General features: G+C 65.7%; 9 protein-coding genes, 2 pseudogenes and 1 riboswitch. Of the genes and pseudogenes, 8 read left to right on the forward strand and 3 right to left on the reverse strand.

Going from position 1 to position 18819, the window contains the following annotated elements; all coding sequences use genetic code 11:
• The first annotated feature begins 198 nt into the window (after positions 1 to 198).
• Positions 199 to 594: a YkgJ family cysteine cluster protein gene (locus tag PI990_RS29450; protein ID WP_043240585.1), complete on the forward strand. Its 396-nt coding sequence runs from the start codon at positions 199 to 201 to the stop codon at positions 592 to 594.
• Between the two features lie 210 nt (positions 595 to 804).
• Here PI990_RS29450 and PI990_RS29455 read toward each other — a convergent pair whose 3' ends face one another.
• Positions 805 to 1713, reverse strand: a complete 909-nt coding sequence (locus PI990_RS29455) for a DUF808 domain-containing protein (protein WP_263400935.1) — start codon at positions 1711 to 1713, stop codon at positions 805 to 807.
• 151 nt (positions 1714 to 1864) lie between these two features.
• Positions 1865 to 3649, reverse strand: coding sequence for a phosphoethanolamine transferase CptA (locus tag PI990_RS29460; RefSeq protein ID WP_271659282.1), 1785 nt, complete (start codon positions 3647 to 3649; stop codon positions 1865 to 1867).
• Between the two features lie 201 nt (positions 3650 to 3850).
• Between PI990_RS29460 and PI990_RS29465 the strand changes: the two genes are divergently transcribed.
• Both PI990_RS29465 and PI990_RS29470 read left to right on the forward strand, forming a co-directional pair.
• Positions 3851 to 4306 (forward strand): cell division protein, encoded by a 456-nt coding sequence (locus PI990_RS29465; protein WP_271661374.1) that lies wholly within the window; start codon positions 3851 to 3853, stop codon positions 4304 to 4306.
• Between the two features lie 469 nt (positions 4307 to 4775).
• Positions 4776 to 6257, forward strand: a complete 1482-nt coding sequence (locus tag PI990_RS29470) for a M4 family metallopeptidase (RefSeq protein WP_184489721.1) — start codon at positions 4776 to 4778, stop codon at positions 6255 to 6257.
• Between the two features lie 183 nt (positions 6258 to 6440).
• Here the strand turns inward: PI990_RS29470 and PI990_RS29475 are convergent, their stop codons facing one another.
• Positions 6441 to 7205 (reverse strand): NTP transferase domain-containing protein, encoded by a 765-nt coding sequence (locus tag PI990_RS29475; protein ID WP_271659283.1) that lies wholly within the window; start codon positions 7203 to 7205, stop codon positions 6441 to 6443.
• 1272 nt (positions 7206 to 8477) lie between these two features.
• Between PI990_RS29475 and PI990_RS31690 the strand changes: the two are divergent.
• From PI990_RS31690 to PI990_RS29495, 5 genes and pseudogenes are all read left to right on the forward strand, one after another.
• A pseudogene (locus PI990_RS31690) lies at positions 8478 to 8564 on the forward strand (hypothetical protein); the annotation flags it as partial.
• Positions 8565 to 8954: 390 nt separating this feature from the next.
• Positions 8955 to 9470 (forward strand): annotated as a pseudogene (locus tag PI990_RS31695) (methyl-accepting chemotaxis protein); the annotation flags it as partial.
• 56 nt (positions 9471 to 9526) lie between these two features.
• A riboswitch (glycine riboswitch) is annotated at positions 9527 to 9617 on the forward strand.
• Positions 9618 to 9779: 162 nt separating this feature from the next.
• Entirely contained in the window at positions 9780 to 10358 is a 579-nt protein-coding gene (locus PI990_RS29485; RefSeq protein ID WP_271661375.1) for a trimeric intracellular cation channel family protein, read from the forward strand.
• A 303-nt stretch (positions 10359 to 10661) separates the two neighbouring features.
• Positions 10662 to 12236 (forward strand): sensor domain-containing diguanylate cyclase, encoded by a 1575-nt coding sequence (locus PI990_RS29490; RefSeq protein WP_271659284.1) that lies wholly within the window; start codon positions 10662 to 10664, stop codon positions 12234 to 12236.
• 113 nt (positions 12237 to 12349) lie between these two features.
• Positions 12350 to 18817: an MBG domain-containing protein gene (locus PI990_RS29495; RefSeq protein ID WP_271659285.1), complete on the forward strand. Its 6468-nt coding sequence runs from the start codon at positions 12350 to 12352 to the stop codon at positions 18815 to 18817.
• Positions 18818 to 18819: the final 2 nt, after the last annotated feature.

Consider the following 18819-nt stretch of genomic DNA (forward strand, 5'->3'; position numbering starts at 1 on the left):
AAATGGCGACGCGCCAGTATATCGAGCGAAACGGAACACTCCCTACAGACGAATGCTGGCCATCTCACAGACACAGAAAATTCATCCGATTGCGCACAGAGAGTAGAAATCCTCTCGCCGGCCGGCGGCAAACTGTTCACAAATTCGCCAATCCCGCTATGATGCGCGCCCTCCCAGCCCCAAGCCCGCGCCCAAGCCATGAAAACCATGCTCATCGTCGGTGCCGACATCGATCGCACCGAAACCTGGATCCGTTACGAAAAGAGCATGTGTCACGCCTGCGTCTCCAGCTGCTGCACCATGCCGGTGGAGGCCCGCATCAGCGACCTGATCCGCATGGAGCTGGTGGCCGACTTCGAGCGCGGCGAGCCGCCGAAGAACATCGCCAAGCGCCTGATGAAGGACGGCCTGGTGGAACGCTTCAACCAGAAGTCGGGCATCTTCACCCTGGCCCGCATGGCCAACAACGACTGCTACTTCCTCGACCGCAAGTCGCGCCTATGCACCATCTACGACAAGCGCCCGGAAACCTGCCGCAACCACCCCAGGATCGGCCCGCGCCCCGGCTACTGCGCCTTCAAGCCCAACGCCTGATCCCGCGACCTCGACCAAGGCGGGTTTCACCCGCCCTACCCACCTCGGCAAGTACCGCCCACCCAGGATGCTGCCTTGTGGGAGCGGATTCATCCGCGATGCCCCGGCCCCGGGCTGAAGCCCGGGCTACGGCCAGAACGGCAACACGAGCCCCTGAAAACGAAAACGCCCCGCGGGCGATGCCGGCGGGGCGTTTTTCAGTGGCGGCTATCAGCCCTTGGCGAACAGCTTCTTCGCCAGGCTCACCACCACCAGCACCAGCGCACCGGCGACGATGCCGACCACGCCGTTGATCAGGGTCGGCACCACCACGCCAGCGGCGCCCGCCGCTTCGGCCAGGTGATGGATGGGCTCATGGGCCGCAGGGATGCCGTGGGTGAGGATGCCGCCGCCCACCAGGAACATCGCGGCGGTGCCGATCACCGACAGCCCTTTCATCATGTAGGGCGCGGCACGCAGGATGGCGCGGCCAATGCTCTGCGCGGCCTGGCTGGCCTTGCGGCTGAGGTAGAGGCCCAGGTCGTCCAGCTTGACGATGCCGGCCACCAGGCCATACACGCCGGCGGTCATGATCGCGGCAATGCCCACCAGCACGGCCACCTGCACACCGAAGGACGACTCGGCGACCGTGCCCAGGGTGATGGCGATGATTTCAGCGGAGAGGATGAAGTCGGTGCGGATGGCGCCCTTGATCTTGGCCTTCTCGAAGGCCACGACATCGACGTCGGTCTTGGCCAGCGCCTCGACATGGGCCGCGTGGCTCTGCTCGTCTTCCTCGGCGCTGTGCAGCCACTTGTGGGCGAGCTTCTCGAAGCCCTCGAAGCACAGGTAGGCGCCGCCCACCATCAACAGCGGGGTCACCGCCCAGGGCGCGAAGGCGCTGATCAGTAGCGCAGCCGGCACCAGGATCGCCTTGTTCACCGCCGAGCCCTTGGCCACTGCCCAGACCACCGGCAGCTCGCGCTCGGCCTGCACGCCGGAAACCTGCTGGGCGTTGAGGGCCAGGTCGTCCCCCAGTACGCCGGCGGTTTTCTTCGCGGCGACCTTGGTCATCAGGGAAACGTCGTCGAGGACGCTGGCGATATCGTCTAGCAGGGTGAGCAGGCTGGCTCCGGCCATGTGGAAATCCTTGAGTGGGGGAAGGCGTTGCAGGGGCGGAATGATGCAACAGCCTACGGCGCCATTCCATCGGCCCGTCGGATTTCCAAGCAAAAAGCTGACAGACAGACGCCCCGGCACAGTCAAGGCCGGGGCCGGACGCTATCTCACCTCAACCACGGGTGCTGGGCGGGCCGCTCTGCAGGGGCTGATCGCCCTCCTTTGCCACTTCCACCGGTTTGGCGGCGGCCTTGGGTTTGGGCTTGATCAGGCTGAAGTCGATCATGGTCTTCGGCGCGTAGGGGTCGCCGATCATCAACGGGCGCGCCTTGAAGTCGGCACTGACCAGGCTGCGGCTGGGATCGAGCGTGTCGAAACGCAGGCCGGCCAGGTCCGCCCAGGTGTGCACCAGCCCGGCGCTGCTGAAGGGGCGGTCGAAGGTACCGGCGAAGTTGCGCGGGTGGCTCTGTTGCCAGGCGGGGCTGGTCCAGACCATGAAGGGGATGGTGTACATCGGCGCAGTGGGCGCCGCCTCGTTGCGCCCCAGCACCTGCGGGTGCTCGGGGTCGAACACCGCCTCGCCGTGGTCGGACAGGTAGAGCAGGAAGCCGTTCGGGTCGGTGGCCTTGAAGCGCTCGATCAGGGTGGAGACCACGTGGTCGTTGAACAGCACGGCGTTGTCGTAGCTGTTGTAGGTGGGCAACTGGTCGTCGGTGACGTTGGGCGGCACGCCCTGGCGATCGGTGAAGCGCTCGTACTCCGGCGGGTAGCGGTACTGATAGCTCATGTGGGTGCCCAGCAGGTGCACCACGATGAACTTGCGCGGCGCCTGGTCGGCGAGGACCTTGGCGAAGGGCTCGAACACGTCGTCGTCGTACTGGCGAGCATTCTGGTTGCGGTTGTTGTTCAGGTAGAACTGCTCGTCGGCCTGCTTGGAGAAGGTGGTGAGCATGGTGTTGCGCTTGGTCAGGGTCTGCTGGTTGGTGATCCAGAAGGTCTTGTAGCCCGCCTGTTTCATCATGTTCAGCAGCGAGGGCTTGCTCAGGTAGGCGTCCGGGTTGCTCTCGTCGGCGAAGCTCAGCACCTGCTGCAGCGCCTCGATGGTGTAGGGGCGCGGGGTGACCACGTTGTCGAACACCTGCAGCTCGCCGCGCAGCTTGTCGAGGTTCGGCGTGGTCGAGCGTGGGTAGCCATACAGGCTCATGCGCTGGCGGTTGGTGGATTCGCCGATGACCAGCACCAGGGTCGACGGCTGGTTGCCGTTGATGTCGCGCAGGTTGGCCAGGGGCGCGATGCGGGCGTTGCCTTCCAGCAGGTCCTGCATGTTGGACAGCTGCTGGCGGTATTGCCGGTAGCCCACCGCCAGTTGCCAGGGCACCGCCGGCTCCAGGCGCTTGTCGATGCCGTCCATGGCCTGCTCGAAGCTGTCGTTGACCATCATCTGCTTGGTCACCGGGTAGCCGAGCAGCGCCACCAGCAAGGCCGCGCTGATCGCCAGCGCCTTGCCACGGGGCAGGTACACCGGGCGCAGGCGCCGCCAGATCAGCCAGGCGACGGCGGCGTAGGCCAGCAGCACCAGGGGGATCCACCAGGTCATGTACTGGGTCAGGTACTCGCCGGCCTCGGCGGTATTGGACTCGAACATGATGAAGATGACGCTCTGGGAAAACTCCTGGCCGTACACCAGGAAGTAGAACAGCGCCGGCAACGAGGCCAGCCAGAGCATCACGCCGATCACCGCAGCCAGTGTGCGGGTGCGCGCCGGGAACAGCAGCACCGGGATCAGCCACAGGCCGCTGAGCAGGAAGGCCTGGCGAAAGCCGGTGAAGCCACTGGTATCGGTGGCCAGGATCAGCACCTGGGTGAGGCCGGAGAAGCACCAGAAGAACAGAAACAACCAGCCCAGACCGGCCCAGTCGAATGTCCGGGCCCCTTGATCACGCGCATGCGACGGCATAAGAACTCCATCAGTCGGATACAGGCTGCCGAGCGAACCGGCAGGAACTACACGAACTCTGCACAAGCACGTGTGAAAACTTCGTCAAGAAAGGCGATACGGCCCGGGAGTGCGCGCTCACGCGCAACGCATCCCAATGGCGTAGGGGCAAAGTCGCTACACTCCGCCACCACCCATGCTCCAGCAGGACACGGAATGTCGATGACCACCCCGCACGCACGCCTCCGCCAGCTCCTCGTTTATTGGCTGTATGCCGCCGCTTTCGGGCATCTCTGTGCCGGCCTCGTGCTCACCTGGTTCAACCACCTGCCGCTGTTCGAGGCCTATCAGCAGGGCGTCGAGCACGCCTTCTGGACCGGCGCAGTGCCGGCGGGCGCGCGCGATCAGCAGCTGTGGTGGCAGGCCCTGTTCGGCGCCACGATGCAAAGCTACGCGGTGTTCATGTTCGCCCTGGTGCGCATCGGCGACCGTGGGCGCAACGGTTCGGCCTGGGGCTGGATGATGGTCGGCATCCTGCTGTGGGCCCCGCAGGACATGCTGCTCTCCGCGCAGCGGGGCATCTGGGCGCACCTGTGGGTCGACGGTTTTGCCCTGCTCGCCCTGCTGCCACCGCTCGCCTGGCTCTATCGACACGATCGCCGCACATCTTCCGACTGACCAGTCGTCGGCAGCTCCCGCAGGCCTTGGGTGATCCGACCGAAGGCCGAGGGCTTCGCTTCGTCGTCCCCCCTCCTCCTCTCCCCCGCTTCGCCGTTGCCAGCGCCCGTTTGCGGTTGCCGGCGCAACCTCCCGTTTTTCGGGCCCTGCAGCCCTGAATCCCGAGCTGGACTCCACCGGGAGAGCCCATCCGTGTTCGCCGCGGCACTCGGGCAAGCGCAACGGCTAGAAATTGACACCCTGTCAATTAACGACAAATAGCCGCCTTATTGCCGAAATTTGCAGCAAATATCGCGATTATTTATGCATTCGAGCGTTGATATCCCCTTCCTGGCGTCTATACCTTCCTCCTTATCGCCACCCCAACCGGCCATCCGCCGGGCACCGGCGATACCTCGCTCCTAGAGCGCCCACAAGGCCACTGGAGCACCACGGAGATACCCTCCGACCATCACCAAGGAGCTACAGAATGCAAAGGAAGTTCATAGGAAAAACGCTGATCCTGGCCACTCTCGCCTCTCCCGCGATAGGACTCGCGGCCGAGCTGGTGGACGTAGCCAAGTTGCCGTCACGGGCAGGAATAGCCGGTGGCAGCGACATCCACTCCGACCTGGGCCTGGCACCCGAGGAGCTCGACAAGGGCACCAGCGCCAAGCTGCCGAACGGCACCCAGGTCACCCGCTACCAGCAGTACTACAAGGGCGTGCGGGTCTGGGGCGAAGCCATCACCGAAAGCCGCAACGGCGCCACCAAGCGCACCGGCCGCATGCTGGTGGGCATCGAGCAGGACCTGGTGCGTGACGCCACCCCCACCCTGACCAAGGAGCAGGCCCTGCAACAGGCCAAGGCCCTGGTCGCCAGCAGCCAGCCGGTGAGCAACGAGCAGAGCGAGCTGGTGGTACGGCTGAACGAGCAGAAACAGGCGCAGCTCGCCTACGTGGTGTCGTTCTTCGTCGGCGGGGATGAGCCGTCCCGCCCGCACTTCATGATCGAAGCCAACACCGGCCAGGTCCTGCAGCGCTGGGAAGGCCTCAACCACGCCGAAGCCACCGGCCCGGGCGGCAACGCCAAGACCGGCAAATACCTCTACGGCACCCAGTACGGCCCGCTGATCGTCAACAACCGCTGCGAAATGAACAGCGGTGACGTGATCACCGTGAACCTCAACAACAGCACCAACAACACCAGCGTCAAAGCCTTCCGCTTCGCCTGCCCGTACAACGAGTACAAGCTCACCAACGGCGCCTACTCGCCCCTCAACGATGCCCACTACTTCGGCAACGTGGTGTTCCAGATGTACGGCAATTGGTTCGGCGGGCTGCGTCCGCTCAACGAGAAAAAGCTGTACATGAAGGTGCACTACGGCAACGGCTACGAGAATGCCTTCTGGGACGGCCAGGCCATGACCTTCGGCGACGGCAAGAGCCGCTTCTACCCGCTGGTTTCCCTCGACGTGTCGGCCCACGAGGTCAGCCACGGCTTTACCGAGCTGAACTCCGGCCTGGTCTACGAGGGGCAATCCGGCGGCATGAACGAAGCCTTCTCGGACATGGCCGGCGAAGCCGCCGAGTACTTCATGAAGGGGCAGAACGACTGGAAGGTGGGTGCCGATATCTTCAAGGGCAACGGTTCGCTGCGCTACATGGACCAGCCCAGCCGTGACGGCAGCTCCATCGACCGGGCCAGCGACTACTACGAGGGCATCGACGTGCACCACTCCAGCGGGGTGTACAACCGCGCCTTCTACCTGCTCGCCAAGTCGACCGGCTGGAACACCCGCAAGGCCTTCGAAGTGTTCGTCGACGCCAACCGCTTCTACTGGACCGAGACCAGCACCTTCGACCAGGGCGCCTGCGGCGTGATCAAGTCGGCACAGAACCGCAGCCTGCCGACGACGGACGTGATCAACGCGTTCAAGGCCGTGGGCGTGAGCTGCAAGACGACGCTGTAACCAGGGCACTGCCCGTATCAAGCCCCCTGTCGGCGCGAGCTTGCAGGGGGTCATCAAGCAGTACGCTAGAAAATCTCTATGCCGGACTGCCCCTTTGGCGATTCCTCTACTATCTCCTCGTGCCTCAAGGCCGAGTCTCATCCCCAGAGAGCCGGCACCGCAGCGACGAAGAGCGTAAGAGCCTCAATAAGCGGTCCAGATCCTCTCACCCTTGCTCACCGACAGTGAGCGAGCGCGATCCCGACGCGCCTTATTAAGCAGGCTCAAACGGCGCAGCAGGTAGCGAGCACGCCAGCGCAGAGGCTTTTCGATGGCTTCGAGCAGCATTGGAACATCTTCAACAAAATCCACATCGTCAGTTTCATCGTGCACGTCAATGAACAGCCGCTGCTCCATGGATTCGCCATCAAGAGGCAGACCAGCCATGAGCCGGTAGAAGTTCCAGAAACTCTGATCGTTGGTGCGCTGATGGTGGAGAACCATGCGGGCGAGCGCATCGAGAGCAGCGCCACGATCCCCGGCTGCAATGCGAATCGCAAAAAGCTCACCATAATTTTTGAAGGTGTAAGCGCTACGCCCGCTGCGTCCCAGAAAGCGGGTTCCGCTGATATTCAACAATGATTTGAATGCAGCCTCCGAGTAGTAGACGTCGCTATACAAAACCAGCAAATCGCCGCTGACCCAGAGCGACTCTGCTGCAAGCAGACTATGGGCTTTGGTTTCGTTATTCAGCGGGCACCAGCTGATAGCGGGCAATGCGGCAAACGCAGGACTGGCGGTGACGAGCCAAGGCATGGTTATGCCTTGCTCCGACAACAAGCGAAGGGTACGCCCTATGAGCGTCTCACCTTGCACCTCGATGAACTGTTTGGGGAGCGCCCCCTGCTCCCAGCGATCAAGCTTATGCCCACTTTCTGCAGCAAGTATCAATACGGTAATGCCAGTCATTGGCGTAGAACTCCTTGGCCAGACTCCAAATCCTTGGCCTCTACATTTCCTGATTTCACAAATTTTTCACAAATAGTGGCGGCTGGCCACCTTATAGAAAAAAAAATGAACTGCAATGATGCAGATCACAGCAACGACAGACGGTAAAACCGCTTGAGTGGTGCAAGATGCCGACGTAGAGGAGAACTAGAGAGCCAGAACCGGTAGAGCTGAGAGCGCCTCCGACTTATTGAACGCGCCGGGCACAGACTCCCAATCATCAGAAGGCGCGCGGTGCATAAGCGTCCCCGCACCTGCCATACCGGACTATCGACAACAATCTCTGCCGGTTGTCTAGCCACACCACCTGACGGCTCCGCATCCGACCTAGGACCTCCCCTCAGTCAAGAACGAATCAAAACGCCGGCAATACCAGCGAAAGCTAGAGCGACAAAATGGCCTCCCAAGACATGCTTGGCAGCAGCTGAACGGCCGGTTCGTGATGCTGCTGAATAGGACGCAGAGCGTTCCGCGCCAAAGACGGCCTAGCCACTTGCCACTCAAGTTCTGTCAGAGTATTCCGAAACAAAAGTAAGCCACTGCAAGAGCGGCTGGAATCTCCACTCGGATGGAACTGAACCGATGTCATCGCTGCGCTCCGTCAGCCTGCAGACCAAGATTCTGCTGGCCTTCACCCTGGTCAACCTGATCAGCATCGCCACCTTCATCAGCTACGCGCAGTACGTGAAGTCCCTGGACATCCGCGAGCAGATGGACAACCGCCTGCGTGCGGCGGCTCATGCAGTGCCACGCCTGCTGGGTAACGACTACCTGGAGCGGGCGCGGACGGCCGATGGCCTGCGCGAGGGCGAGTACCTGGAACAGGTGCGCAACCTCGGCGAGTACGCCGGCGAGGTGGACTTGAAGTTCGCTTACACCCTGATGGTCGACAGCGGCGGCCGGGTGTTCTACCTCTCCGACGGCGCCAGCGGCAGCGAGATCGCCAGCGACAGCTACGCCAAGCACCTGGAGGAGTACACCGATGCCAGCCCGGCGGTGATCCAGGCCGCGCGCAGCAACCAGGCGCAGTTCGACGAGTACACCGACAGCTACGGGACCTTCCGCTCGATCTTCCTGCCCATGCGCACCAGCGGCGGCCAGCCCTACGTGGTGGGCGTGGACGTCACCCTGAGCAGCCTCGACCAGGCCATCGCCGACAGCCTGCGCAGCCTGCTGCTCATTGGCGCGGTGACGCTGGGCATCGGCCTGCTGCTGTCCTGGCTGGCCACGCGCATGCTAGTCCACGCCATCCGCCAGCTCACCGGGCAGCTCAATCGCATCGCCCAGGAACGCGACCTCTCGCACTCCCTGGCAGTCACCAGCAACGACGAACTCGGGCAGATGGGTACGCGCCTGTCCGGCCTGCTGCAGGACCTGCGGCAAACCCTTTCCGGCGCCCTCGGCATGGCCGACAGCAACCAGCAGCTGGCGGAAACCTTCCTGCACCGCGCCGACGACATCACCCAACAGATCCAGCAGGCGGCGCACCAACTGGCCGACGTCGACCAGCACGGCCAGTCGATCCAGCAGGCCGCCGGGCAATCCCACAGCCTGGCCGGGGCGGTGCGCAGCAACCTCGAGCGCACCAGCACCGAGCTCAGCCGCGCCCACCAGGAGCTGCAACAGCTGATCGCCGATGTGCACGGCAGCACCTCCTCCAACATCGAGCTGGCCACCGACCTCGACGGCCTCAGCCGTGAGGCCGAGCAGATCGGCCAGGTGCTGCAGATGATTGCGGGTATCTCCGAGCAGACCAACCTGCTGGCCCTCAACGCCGCCATCGAAGCCGCGCGCGCCGGCGAAGCGGGCCGTGGCTTCGCCGTGGTCGCCGACGAGGTGCGCAAGCTGGCAGGGCAGACCAAGAGCGTGCTGGCCGATGCGCACAAGGTGATCGACCAGGTCACCGGCGCCATCCGCCAGATCGCCCAGCGCATGGGCAGCACCGCCGAGCGCTCGCGCGCCCTGGCGGGCAACGCCGACGAAGCGCTGGAAGCCCTCGACACCCTGGTGCGGCAGATGGGCGAGGTGAACGCCAATGTCGAGCAGGCGCTGACCAGCAGCGAGCACATCCAGCATGCGGTGGCCGATATGTCCGGGCGCCTGGGCGATATGCGCGGCGCCTTCGAACACACCCGCCAGGATGTGGACGCCATCAACCACTCCGCCGCTGAACTGGGCGAGACGGCACGTGCCTTGAAGAGCGGGCTGGGGGCCTTCCGCACCTGACAGGTGCAGGCGCGGAAGCTGACCACTCGCACAAGTTCGTCAGCGCCCCTATAATCCGCGCCCCCGCAGGAGAGCGAGGCGCCATGCGCCTCCGCCGAAGGCGCAAACTCCCATAATCGCTCAGGCAGAAGTCACTGCGGGTTCCATGATCGCCAACTGGAGAGCGGCCGCCCGCGAGCGGCCCACCGAAGGGGCAAGCGGCCCACGCCGCGCAAACTCTCAGGTACACAGGACAGGGGGAGGGGCAGCACAACGCAGGAGTTCTGTGTGCTCACCTACGTCTACCTGATTGCCATCGTCGCCGAAGCCATGTCCGGTGCCCTCGCCGCCGGCCGGCGCAATATGGACCTGTTCGGCGTCAGCCTCATCGCCTTCCTCACCGCCCTCGGCGGCGGCACCGTCCGCGACATCCTCCTCGGCCACTACCCGGTGAGCTGGACCCAGCACCCCGAATACATCTTCCTCACCATCGGCGCCGGCCTCTCGGCCATGCTCCTGGCCAGGTTCATGCACCACCTGCGGCAGCTGTTCCTGGTGCTCGACGCCATGGGCCTGATCGCCTTCACCGTGATCGGCTGCAACGTCGCCCTGGGCCTGGACTATGCCCTGCCGGTGGTGGCCATGGCCGGGATCATCACCGGCATCTTCGGCGGCATCCTCCGCGACATCCTCTGCAACCGCACCCCGCAGGTCCTACGCCAGGAGCTCTACGCCAGCGTCTCCCTGCTGGTCGCCCTGCTCTACCTCGGCCTGCGCCAGCAAGGCGTCGACGACGACCTCAACCTGCTCGCCTCCTTCAGCGTCGGCCTGCTGCTGCGACTTTCGGCGATCCGTTTCAGCTGGTCGCTGCCGATGTTTTCCTATGCGCCGGGGCGCTGGGAGCATTGAAAGTCTCCGCACCCACCCACCGAGCCCGGCTCGGTTCGGTGCGCCCCATCTCCAGCCTGCCAGCGCAGCCCCGGGCCCGCGGTGTCGCCCGATCCCGGAGCGCACAAATGGTGGCACCTCGCCGTTTCGGCCTTGGTTTCACCTTGCCCGAAGGGTAAAATCCACACGTTTTCCCGGGCTTTTCTACGGGCCTGTGACGGCCCTGGCCAAAGCCCGCTCGCTCACCACGACGATGCGTCGCCCGTAGGACCCGCTGCAAGGATCGCAGTCGCCTTGAGCGCTAGACCCATCGGGACATGACCCATGCCGTTCGGGCCGCCCCCCAAGCTCAACCTGCGCAGCCTCATCCTGCTGTTCGCACTCGCCGCGACCCTGGCGACGCTGGCCAACAACCTGCTGGTGACCTATGGCATCCAGCGCCAGGCACTGGTGCAGAACGCCCTGGAGGCCAACCGCGCCTATGCGGCCAAGCTCGCCGCCAGCATCAACGAGAACCTGGCCGGTGACCTGGAACGCCTGCGCTTCAGCGCCACCCTGCTGGGCAACGTGCCGGGGGACACGAAACAGATGGCGCTGGAGGCCGAGCGCCTGCTGATGCAGGACCACAGCTTCAACACCGTGCTGGTGGCCGATGCCGAGGGCACCGTGGTGGCCTCCAAGCCGGACAGCCTGGGCATCAACGGCCAGGCCCTGCGCTCGCGGGAGGCCCTGCAGCAGCGCCGGGCGATGGTCAGCCCGGCGTTCCGCTCCCTGGCGGGCAACCTCATCGTCTTCGTTTCCCACCCCATCTGGGGCCCCGATGGCCAGTACCGGGGGCTGATCGGCGGCACCATCTACCTGGGCAAGCCCAATGCCCTGGATTCGCTAGTCAGCCAGCATTTCCACCATGACGCGTCCAACGTCTACCTGGTGGACCCGGACCGCAAGGTGCTGTTCCACCCCGACACCAGCCGCGTTGGCGAGCGCCTGGGCGCCAACCCCATCGTCGATGCGGTGCTCAAGGGCGAGAGCGGCGCCATGCAGGCGGTCAACACACGGGGCGTGGAGATGCTGGCCGGCTACGCCAGCGTGCCGCTGAGTGGCTGGGGCGTGGTGGCACAACAACCCCTGGCTGCAGCACAGGCAGCGCTGGAGGAGTTGATGAAGCGCCTGCTCGCCGGCCTGCTGCCCATGAGCCTGCTGGGCATCGGGCTGATCCTGTGGATTTCCGCGCGCATCAGCCGCCCGCTGCGGCAATTGGCCGAGAGTGCTGCGCAGCCCGAGCGGGCGGAGAAGGCCCTGCGGGTGAAGGCCTGGTATGCCGAGGCCTGGATGATCAAGCGAGCCCTGCTGGCGGGCCTGGAAGTGACCCGGGCCAAGCTCGGCCAACTGGATCAGCAGGCCAAGAGCGATCCGCTCACCGGGCTGGCCAACCGCCGCGCCATGGAGGAGCGCTTGCAGGCCTGGCAGCGGTTGGGCACGCCGTTCTCCGTGATCAGCCTGGACATCGACCACTTCAAGCGGGTCAACGACACCTTCGGCCACGACACGGGAGACGATGTGCTACGCCAGTTCGCCGACCTGCTGCGCCAGAGCTGTCGGGAGCGGGACCTGCCGTGCCGTGTCGGCGGCGAGGAGTTCATCCTGCTGCTGCCCGAGGCGCCCCTGCGCACGGCAGCAGAGGTGGCCGAGCGCTTCCGCGCCCGGCAGGAGGCCACCCCGATCGACCCGGTGGGGCAGATCACCGTTTCCCTCGGTGTGGTGCACTGGTCGCCCCGAGGCGGGCGCAGCGTGCAGGACGTGCTCAAGCGCGCGGACGAGCTGCTCTACCAGGCCAAGCAGGCCGGGCGCAACCGGGTGATGGCGGACGAGATACGGGCATTCGAGTCAATCAGATGACGCCAAAAAATAAGCCTGTAAAAAATTCCTGACAGCCAATTCCTAGGTAAAAGTCGCCGTGATATACAGCGGCGGCTTTCTCGAGCCCTTCTTGCCGTCAAAGGACTGCTGTCATGAATCGAGCCTTCTCGCTGGTCTGGAATCCCCGTCTGCGCGCCTGGTGTGTCGCCGATGAGCATGCCCGGCGACGCAAGGCGGGCTCCGGCGCGGTCCTGGCATGTGCGCTGCTGGCCCCGATGGCGGCCCTGGCGGCCGACCTGCCGACCGGCGGCCAGGTGGTTTCCGGCAGTGGCGCCATCAGCCAGCCCAACGCCCAGCAGATGGTCATCGACCAGTCCAGCAGCAAGCTGGCGATCAACTGGCAGAGCTTCGACATCGGCGCCGGTAAGCGGGTGACCTTCAACCAGCCCGGCAGTGATTCCATCGCCCTCAACCGTGTGGTGGGCAGCGACGGCTCGAAGATCATGGGCCAGTTGGATGCCAACGGGCGGGTCTTCCTGGTCAACCCCAACGGCGTGCTGTTCGGCAGCGGTGCCCAGGTCCAGGTCGGCGGCCTGGTGGCCTCGACCCTCGACATCGACCCGCAGGATTTCGAACGTGGCAACTACCGCTTCAAGGGCGATGGCACGCCGGCGGCCGTGGTCAACCAGGGCACCCTCACCGCAGCCGATGGCGGCGCGGTGGCGCTGCTGGGGGGCACCGTCAGCAACCAGGGGGTGATCGTCGCCCAGCAGGGCAGCGTGGCCCTGGCGGCCGGCAATGCCGTGACCCTGGACTTTGCCGGCGACGGCCTGCTCAACGTCCAGGTGGACGGCGCCGCAGCGGATGCGCTGGTCGAGAACCACAAGCTGATCCGCGCCGACGGCGGCAAGGTGCTGCTCACCGCCGATGCCGGCGATGCGCTGCTCAAGACCGTGGTCAACAACACCGGCGTGATCGAGGCCCGCACCCTGGGCGAGAAGAACGGCAAGATCATGCTCATGGGCGACTTCGACGGCGGCGTGGTCAAGGTGGCCGGCACCCTCGATGCCAGTGCCCCGAACGGCGGCAATGGCGGCTTCATCGAGACCAGCGGTGCCCACGTGCAGGTGGCCGATGACGTGAAGGTCACCACCTTGGCCAAGCCCGGCAAGGGCAAGACCGGCGAATGGCTGATCGACCCCTACAACGTGACCATTTCCACTGCCAGCAGCACCGGCATGGGGGGCTTCAACGGCAACGCCAACGACAGCGTGCTCAACGTCAACACCCTGACCAACGCCCTGGCCAGCACCGGGGTGACGGTGACCACCGGAGTCGGTGGCAGCCAGGCCGGCAACATCACCGTCGATGCGCCCATCAGCTGGAGCGCCGACACCACCCTGACGCTGAACGCCGCCGGCAGCGTCATCATCAACAAGGACATCACCGCCACCGGCACCAACGCGGGGCTCTCGCTGGTCTACGGCAACGGCTACCGGCTGGGCAGCGGCGCCCGCGTCACCCTGTCGGGCAGCAATGCCAGCCTCAGCCTGGGGGGCACCAGCTACACCCTGATCCATGACCTCGCCGGTTTGCAGGGTGTCGGCGCCAGTGGCAACTACGCCCTCGCCACCGACCTGGACGCCAGCGCCACGCGCACCTGGAACGGCGGCCAGGGCTTCGCGCCGCTGCAAGGCTTCAGCGGCACCTTCACCGGCCTCGGTCACGCCGTGGACGGCCTGACCATCGCCCGTGGTTCCGAGAACAACGTGGGCCTGTTCCAGGCCGTCAGCGGGCAGGTGCGCGACCTGACCCTGTCCCATGCCGCCATCACCGGCAACATCACCGTCGGCGCCATCAGCGGGTCCCTCAGCGGCACGCTGTCGGGCATCCACGTCACCGGCTCGGTGCTGGGCAACGGCTCCAACGTCGGCGGCCTGGTCGGCCAGGTCACCAATGGCACGCTGCAGGGGGCGTCCTCGACCGCCAGCGTGACGGGCCTGAGCAACGTGGGCGGCCTGGCCGGCACCGTGCAGAACGGCACGCTGGCCGATGCCTATTCCACGGGGTCGGTGACCGGCACCCTCAGCAACAGCAGCGCCTTCGCCGGCGGGCTGGTGGGTAATGTCTTCGACTCGGCGACCCTGACCAACACCTACGCCAGCGGCCGGGTCCAGGGCTACACCGCCACGGGCGGCCTGATCGGCGGCACCTTCCTGTCCACCATCACCTTCGCCAACAGCTACTGGGACGTGAACAGCACCGGGCAGGCCAGCAGCGCCAGCGGTGGCACCGCCATCACTTCGGCCAATGCCCGCACCCAGTCCACCTACAACGGCTTCGACTTCGCCAACACCTGGGTGATGTTCGAGGGTGATACCCGGCCGATGCTGCGCAGCGAGTACTCCACCGCGGTGTACACCCCCCATGCCTTGCAACTGATCGGCATGAACCTGGCCGGCAACTACCGGCTCGGCACCTCCCTCGACCTCGGCGCCGCGCTTGCTGCCGGCGGCACCGGCTACTACGCCGATGTCTGGGGTGCATCGGGCTTCAAGCCCCTGGGCAGCGACACCGGCAGCTTCACCGGCAGCTTCAATGGACAGGGCTTCGGCCTCAGCGGCCTGGCCATCAACCGGGCGAGCACCAACTACGTGGGCCTGTTCGGCTACACCTCCGGCGCGACCCTGGCCAACGTCAAGCTGGTGGGCGGCAGTGTCACCGGCAGCGATGGTGTCGGTGCGCTGGTCGGCTACATGACGGGCGGGACCCTTGGCAGCGCATCAGCCAGCACCACCGTCAGCGGCACCAGCACTGGCGAGGCCAATACCGGTGGGCTGGTGGGCACCAACGACGGCGGCGCCATCGCCGATGCCTCCGCCAGTGGCAACGTCACCGGCGCCGGCTACCAGGTCGGCGGCCTGGTCGGCTTCAATTTCAGCGGCGGCAGCATCACGCGCGCCTATGCCACCGGCAATGTGACCGGCACCAACCCGAACAACGGCCTCGGTTATGTCGGTGGGCTGGTCGGAGCCAACGGCTACAGCGGCGATGGCGGTTCCATCAGCCAGTCCTACGCCACTGGCACGGTGAGAGCGGCGGCGGGCCCCATCGGCGGTTTCGTCGGCCATAACGAAGGCAGCATCACCGACTCCTACGCCACCGGCGCGGTGATAGGCCAGGGCTCCGCCAGCAACATCGGCGGCTTTGTCGGGGTCAACTTCGTCAACGGCACCATCGGCAACAGCTACTCCACCGGCTACGTCGCGGGCGGCAGCCAGATGGGCGGCTTCGCCGGCTACAACAACGGTGGCAGCAGTGCCATCACCAACGCCTACTGGGACATCCAGACCAGCGGCCAGACGCTGGGCAGCGCCGGCGGGGTGGCGGCTGGAATCACCGGACGCACCACCGCCCAGTTGCAGGGCAGCCTGCCGGCCGGCTTCGCCTCCTCGATCTGGGGCATCGGCACCAACCTCTATCCCTATCTGCAATGGCGCTACAGCACCACACCCAACGCCGTGAGCGGCCGGGTGTTCAGCGACGCCGGCAGCACGGCATTGGCCGGCGCCACCGTCAGTGCCGTGTCGGGTGGGCAACTGATCGGCAGCGCCTCCACCGGGGCGAACGGCTACTACTACGTCCTTGGCGAAGCCAGCCGGTTCGACAGCAATGGCACGCTCACCTACCTGGAGGGTGGTTCCAGCCAGGGTGCCGCGTTCAGTGATCGTGTCGGCTACCTCGGTATCCAGGGCCTGGACATCTATGCCTCGGCCATGCGCCTGGTGACCGGGCAGGGCAGCCTCACGGCAACCCGCAGCCGCTACCTGGCCGCTCGGGGCAACTACGCGGACAGCGACCTGGGCTTCCTCGCGCTCTCCGACTTCGGCGGTCTCACCGATACCGGCTATGGTCTCTACCTGAGCGCCACTCCCGCCAGCTACAGCCTGGACACCGACCTCGGCTCCGGCGGGCTGTTGAGCCTCGACAGCGGCGGTGCCTTCGGTATCAGTGGCACCCGCCAACTGTCGGCAGCCGGCAACCTCAACGTGGCCGACCGCCTGGCCTGGGGCGACAACGCCGGGCTGACCCTCAGCACCAGCAACAGCGGCAACATCCTCCTGGGTGATGGCATCGACGCCGCCAACGGCAGCCTGACCCTGTCTGCTGCTGGCACCGTCACCAGCAACGGGAGCGTCAACCTCGGTGTGCTGAATCTCACCGGCGGCACCTGGAACCAGGTCGCGGCCAGCCTGCTGAGCTTCAACGTCACCGACTTCCGCCTCAGCCCCAGCGCCACCTTCATACGGGCCCTGGCCGGGGACGGCAGCATCGCCACCCCGTACCGCATCGCCGATGTCTATGGGCTCCAGGGGCTGGCCTCCAACAGCCTGGCGGGCAGCCGCTTCGTCCTGGCGAACGACGTCGAGGCCTCCAGCAGTGCACTGTGGAACAGCGGTACCGGCTTCCTCTCCATCGGCAGCCTGGCCAACCCCTTCACCGGCCGGTTCGACGGGCAGGGGCACCGCATCAGCGGCCTGGCCATCAACCGCCCCGGCAGCACCTACAGCGGCCTGTTCGGCTACAACGCCGGTTATGTCGGCAACCTCAACCTGGTGGGCGGCAGCGTAGCCGGCGGCACTTACACCGGCGCCCTGGTGGGCTACAACGCTTCGGCGGGTGTGATCGAGCGGGTCAGCAGCGACACCAGCGCCACCGGTACGGGCAACGTCGGCGCGCTGGTCGGCACCAACGCCGGCACGCTCAGCGAGTCCCTGGCCACAGGCAGTGCCAGCGGCGGTCTCAATAGCGGCGGCCTGGCGGGCAGCAACACCAGCACCGGTATCCTCCGCGACAGCTACGCCACCGGCAGCGCCCAGGGCAACGCCACGGCGGGCGGCCTGGTCGGGTTCAACGACGGCAGCCTGCTGCGTGTTTATTCCACGGGCACGGCCAGCTCCAGCGTCGGCGCGGTCGGCGGCCTGGTGGGCAGCAATGCCGGCACCGCCACCGGCAGTTTCTGGAACACCACCACCAGCGGCCTGGCACAAGGCGTCGGGGCCGGCAATGCCTCGGGCGTATCGGGGTTGACCAGCACCCAGCTCACCACCCTGGCGCCCTTCGTGGCGGCCGGCTGGAGCATCGACGACGCCGGCGGCACGGGCGCCACCTGGCGCATGTACGAGGGCCACAGCGCGCCCCTGCTGCGCAGCTTCATGACCGCCCTCAGCGTCAACGTCGGCAACGCCAGCAAGACCTACGACGGCACCGCCACCAGCAGCACCGGTGCCCTGGTGTTCCCCATCGGCTACGACCCGGCCCTGGTCGGCGGCAGCGCTCTCTACACCGCAGGCAGCGCCAACGCCGGCACCTACACTGGCGCCAACCTGCGCGCGAACGGGCTCTATTCCAGCCAGTTCGGCTATGACATCGAGATGCTCGCCGGCACCCTGACCATCGACAAGGCAGCGCTGACCATCACCGCCAGCAATGCCAGCAAGACCTACGGCCAGACGGCATCGCTGAGCGGTTTCAGCACCTCGGGCCTGATTGCGGGTGATCAGGTCAGCGGTGTGGATCTCGCCAGCCTGGGGTCGGTCTTCAATGCTGGCGTCGGCAACTACGCCATTGCTGCCAGCAACGCCCAGGGCAGTGGGCTGGGCAACTACGACATCACCTACGGCAACGGCACCCTGGCCATCGACAAGGCCGCGCTGACCATCACCGCCAGTAACGCCAGCAAGACCTACGGCCAGACTGCTTTGCTGAGCGGCTTCAGCACCTCGGGCCTGATCGCGGGTGACCAGGTCAGCGGCGTGGATCTCGCCAGCCTGGGGTCGGTCTTCAATGCTGGCGTCGGCAACTACGCCATTGCTGCCAGCAACGCCCAGGGCAGCGGGCTGGGCAACTACGACATCACCTACGGCAACGGCACCCTGGCCATCGACAAGGCCGCGCTGACCATCACCGCCAGTAACGCCAGCAAGACCTACGGCCAGACTGCTTTGCTGAGCGGCTTCAGCACCTCGGGCCTGATTGCGGGTGACCAGGTCAGCGGCGTGGATCTCGCCAGCCTGGGGTCGGTCTTCAATGCTGGCGTCGGCAACCACGCCATCGTTGCCAGCAACGCTCAGGGCAGTGGGCTGGGCAACTACGACATCACCTACGGCAACGGTACCCTCACCATCGACAAGGCTGCGCTGGCCATCACCGCCAGCAATGCCAGCAAGACCGCCGGCCAGGTGGCGAGCCTCAGTGGCTTCTCCAGTGCTGGTCTGGTGGCCGGCGACCAGATCAGCGGCGTCAGCCTGAACAGCGGTGGGGCCGGGACCGGGGCCACGGCGGGCAACTACGCCATCGTCGCCAGCAACGCCCAGGGCACCGGCCTGGACAACTACGACATCACCTACGTTGACGGCATGCTCACCGTCACCGAGACGCTGTCCGTCAGCACCGTCACTGACCCGCGCGTGCCTGCCGCGCAGATGACCGGCAAGCAACCCGGCAGCGAAACCGAGCGACCGCTGGTGGTGGTCACCCCGGCTCTATTCGCACCGGCCGAGTTCGGTGCGCAGCTCAACCTCGTCAACAACGGCATTCGTCTTCCCGAAGGAATCTGAAG

The sequence above is a fragment of the Pseudomonas sp. TUM22785 genome, from assembly GCF_028198105.1.
In the GTDB taxonomy this organism is placed as follows: domain Bacteria; phylum Pseudomonadota; class Gammaproteobacteria; order Pseudomonadales; family Pseudomonadaceae; genus Metapseudomonas; species Metapseudomonas solani.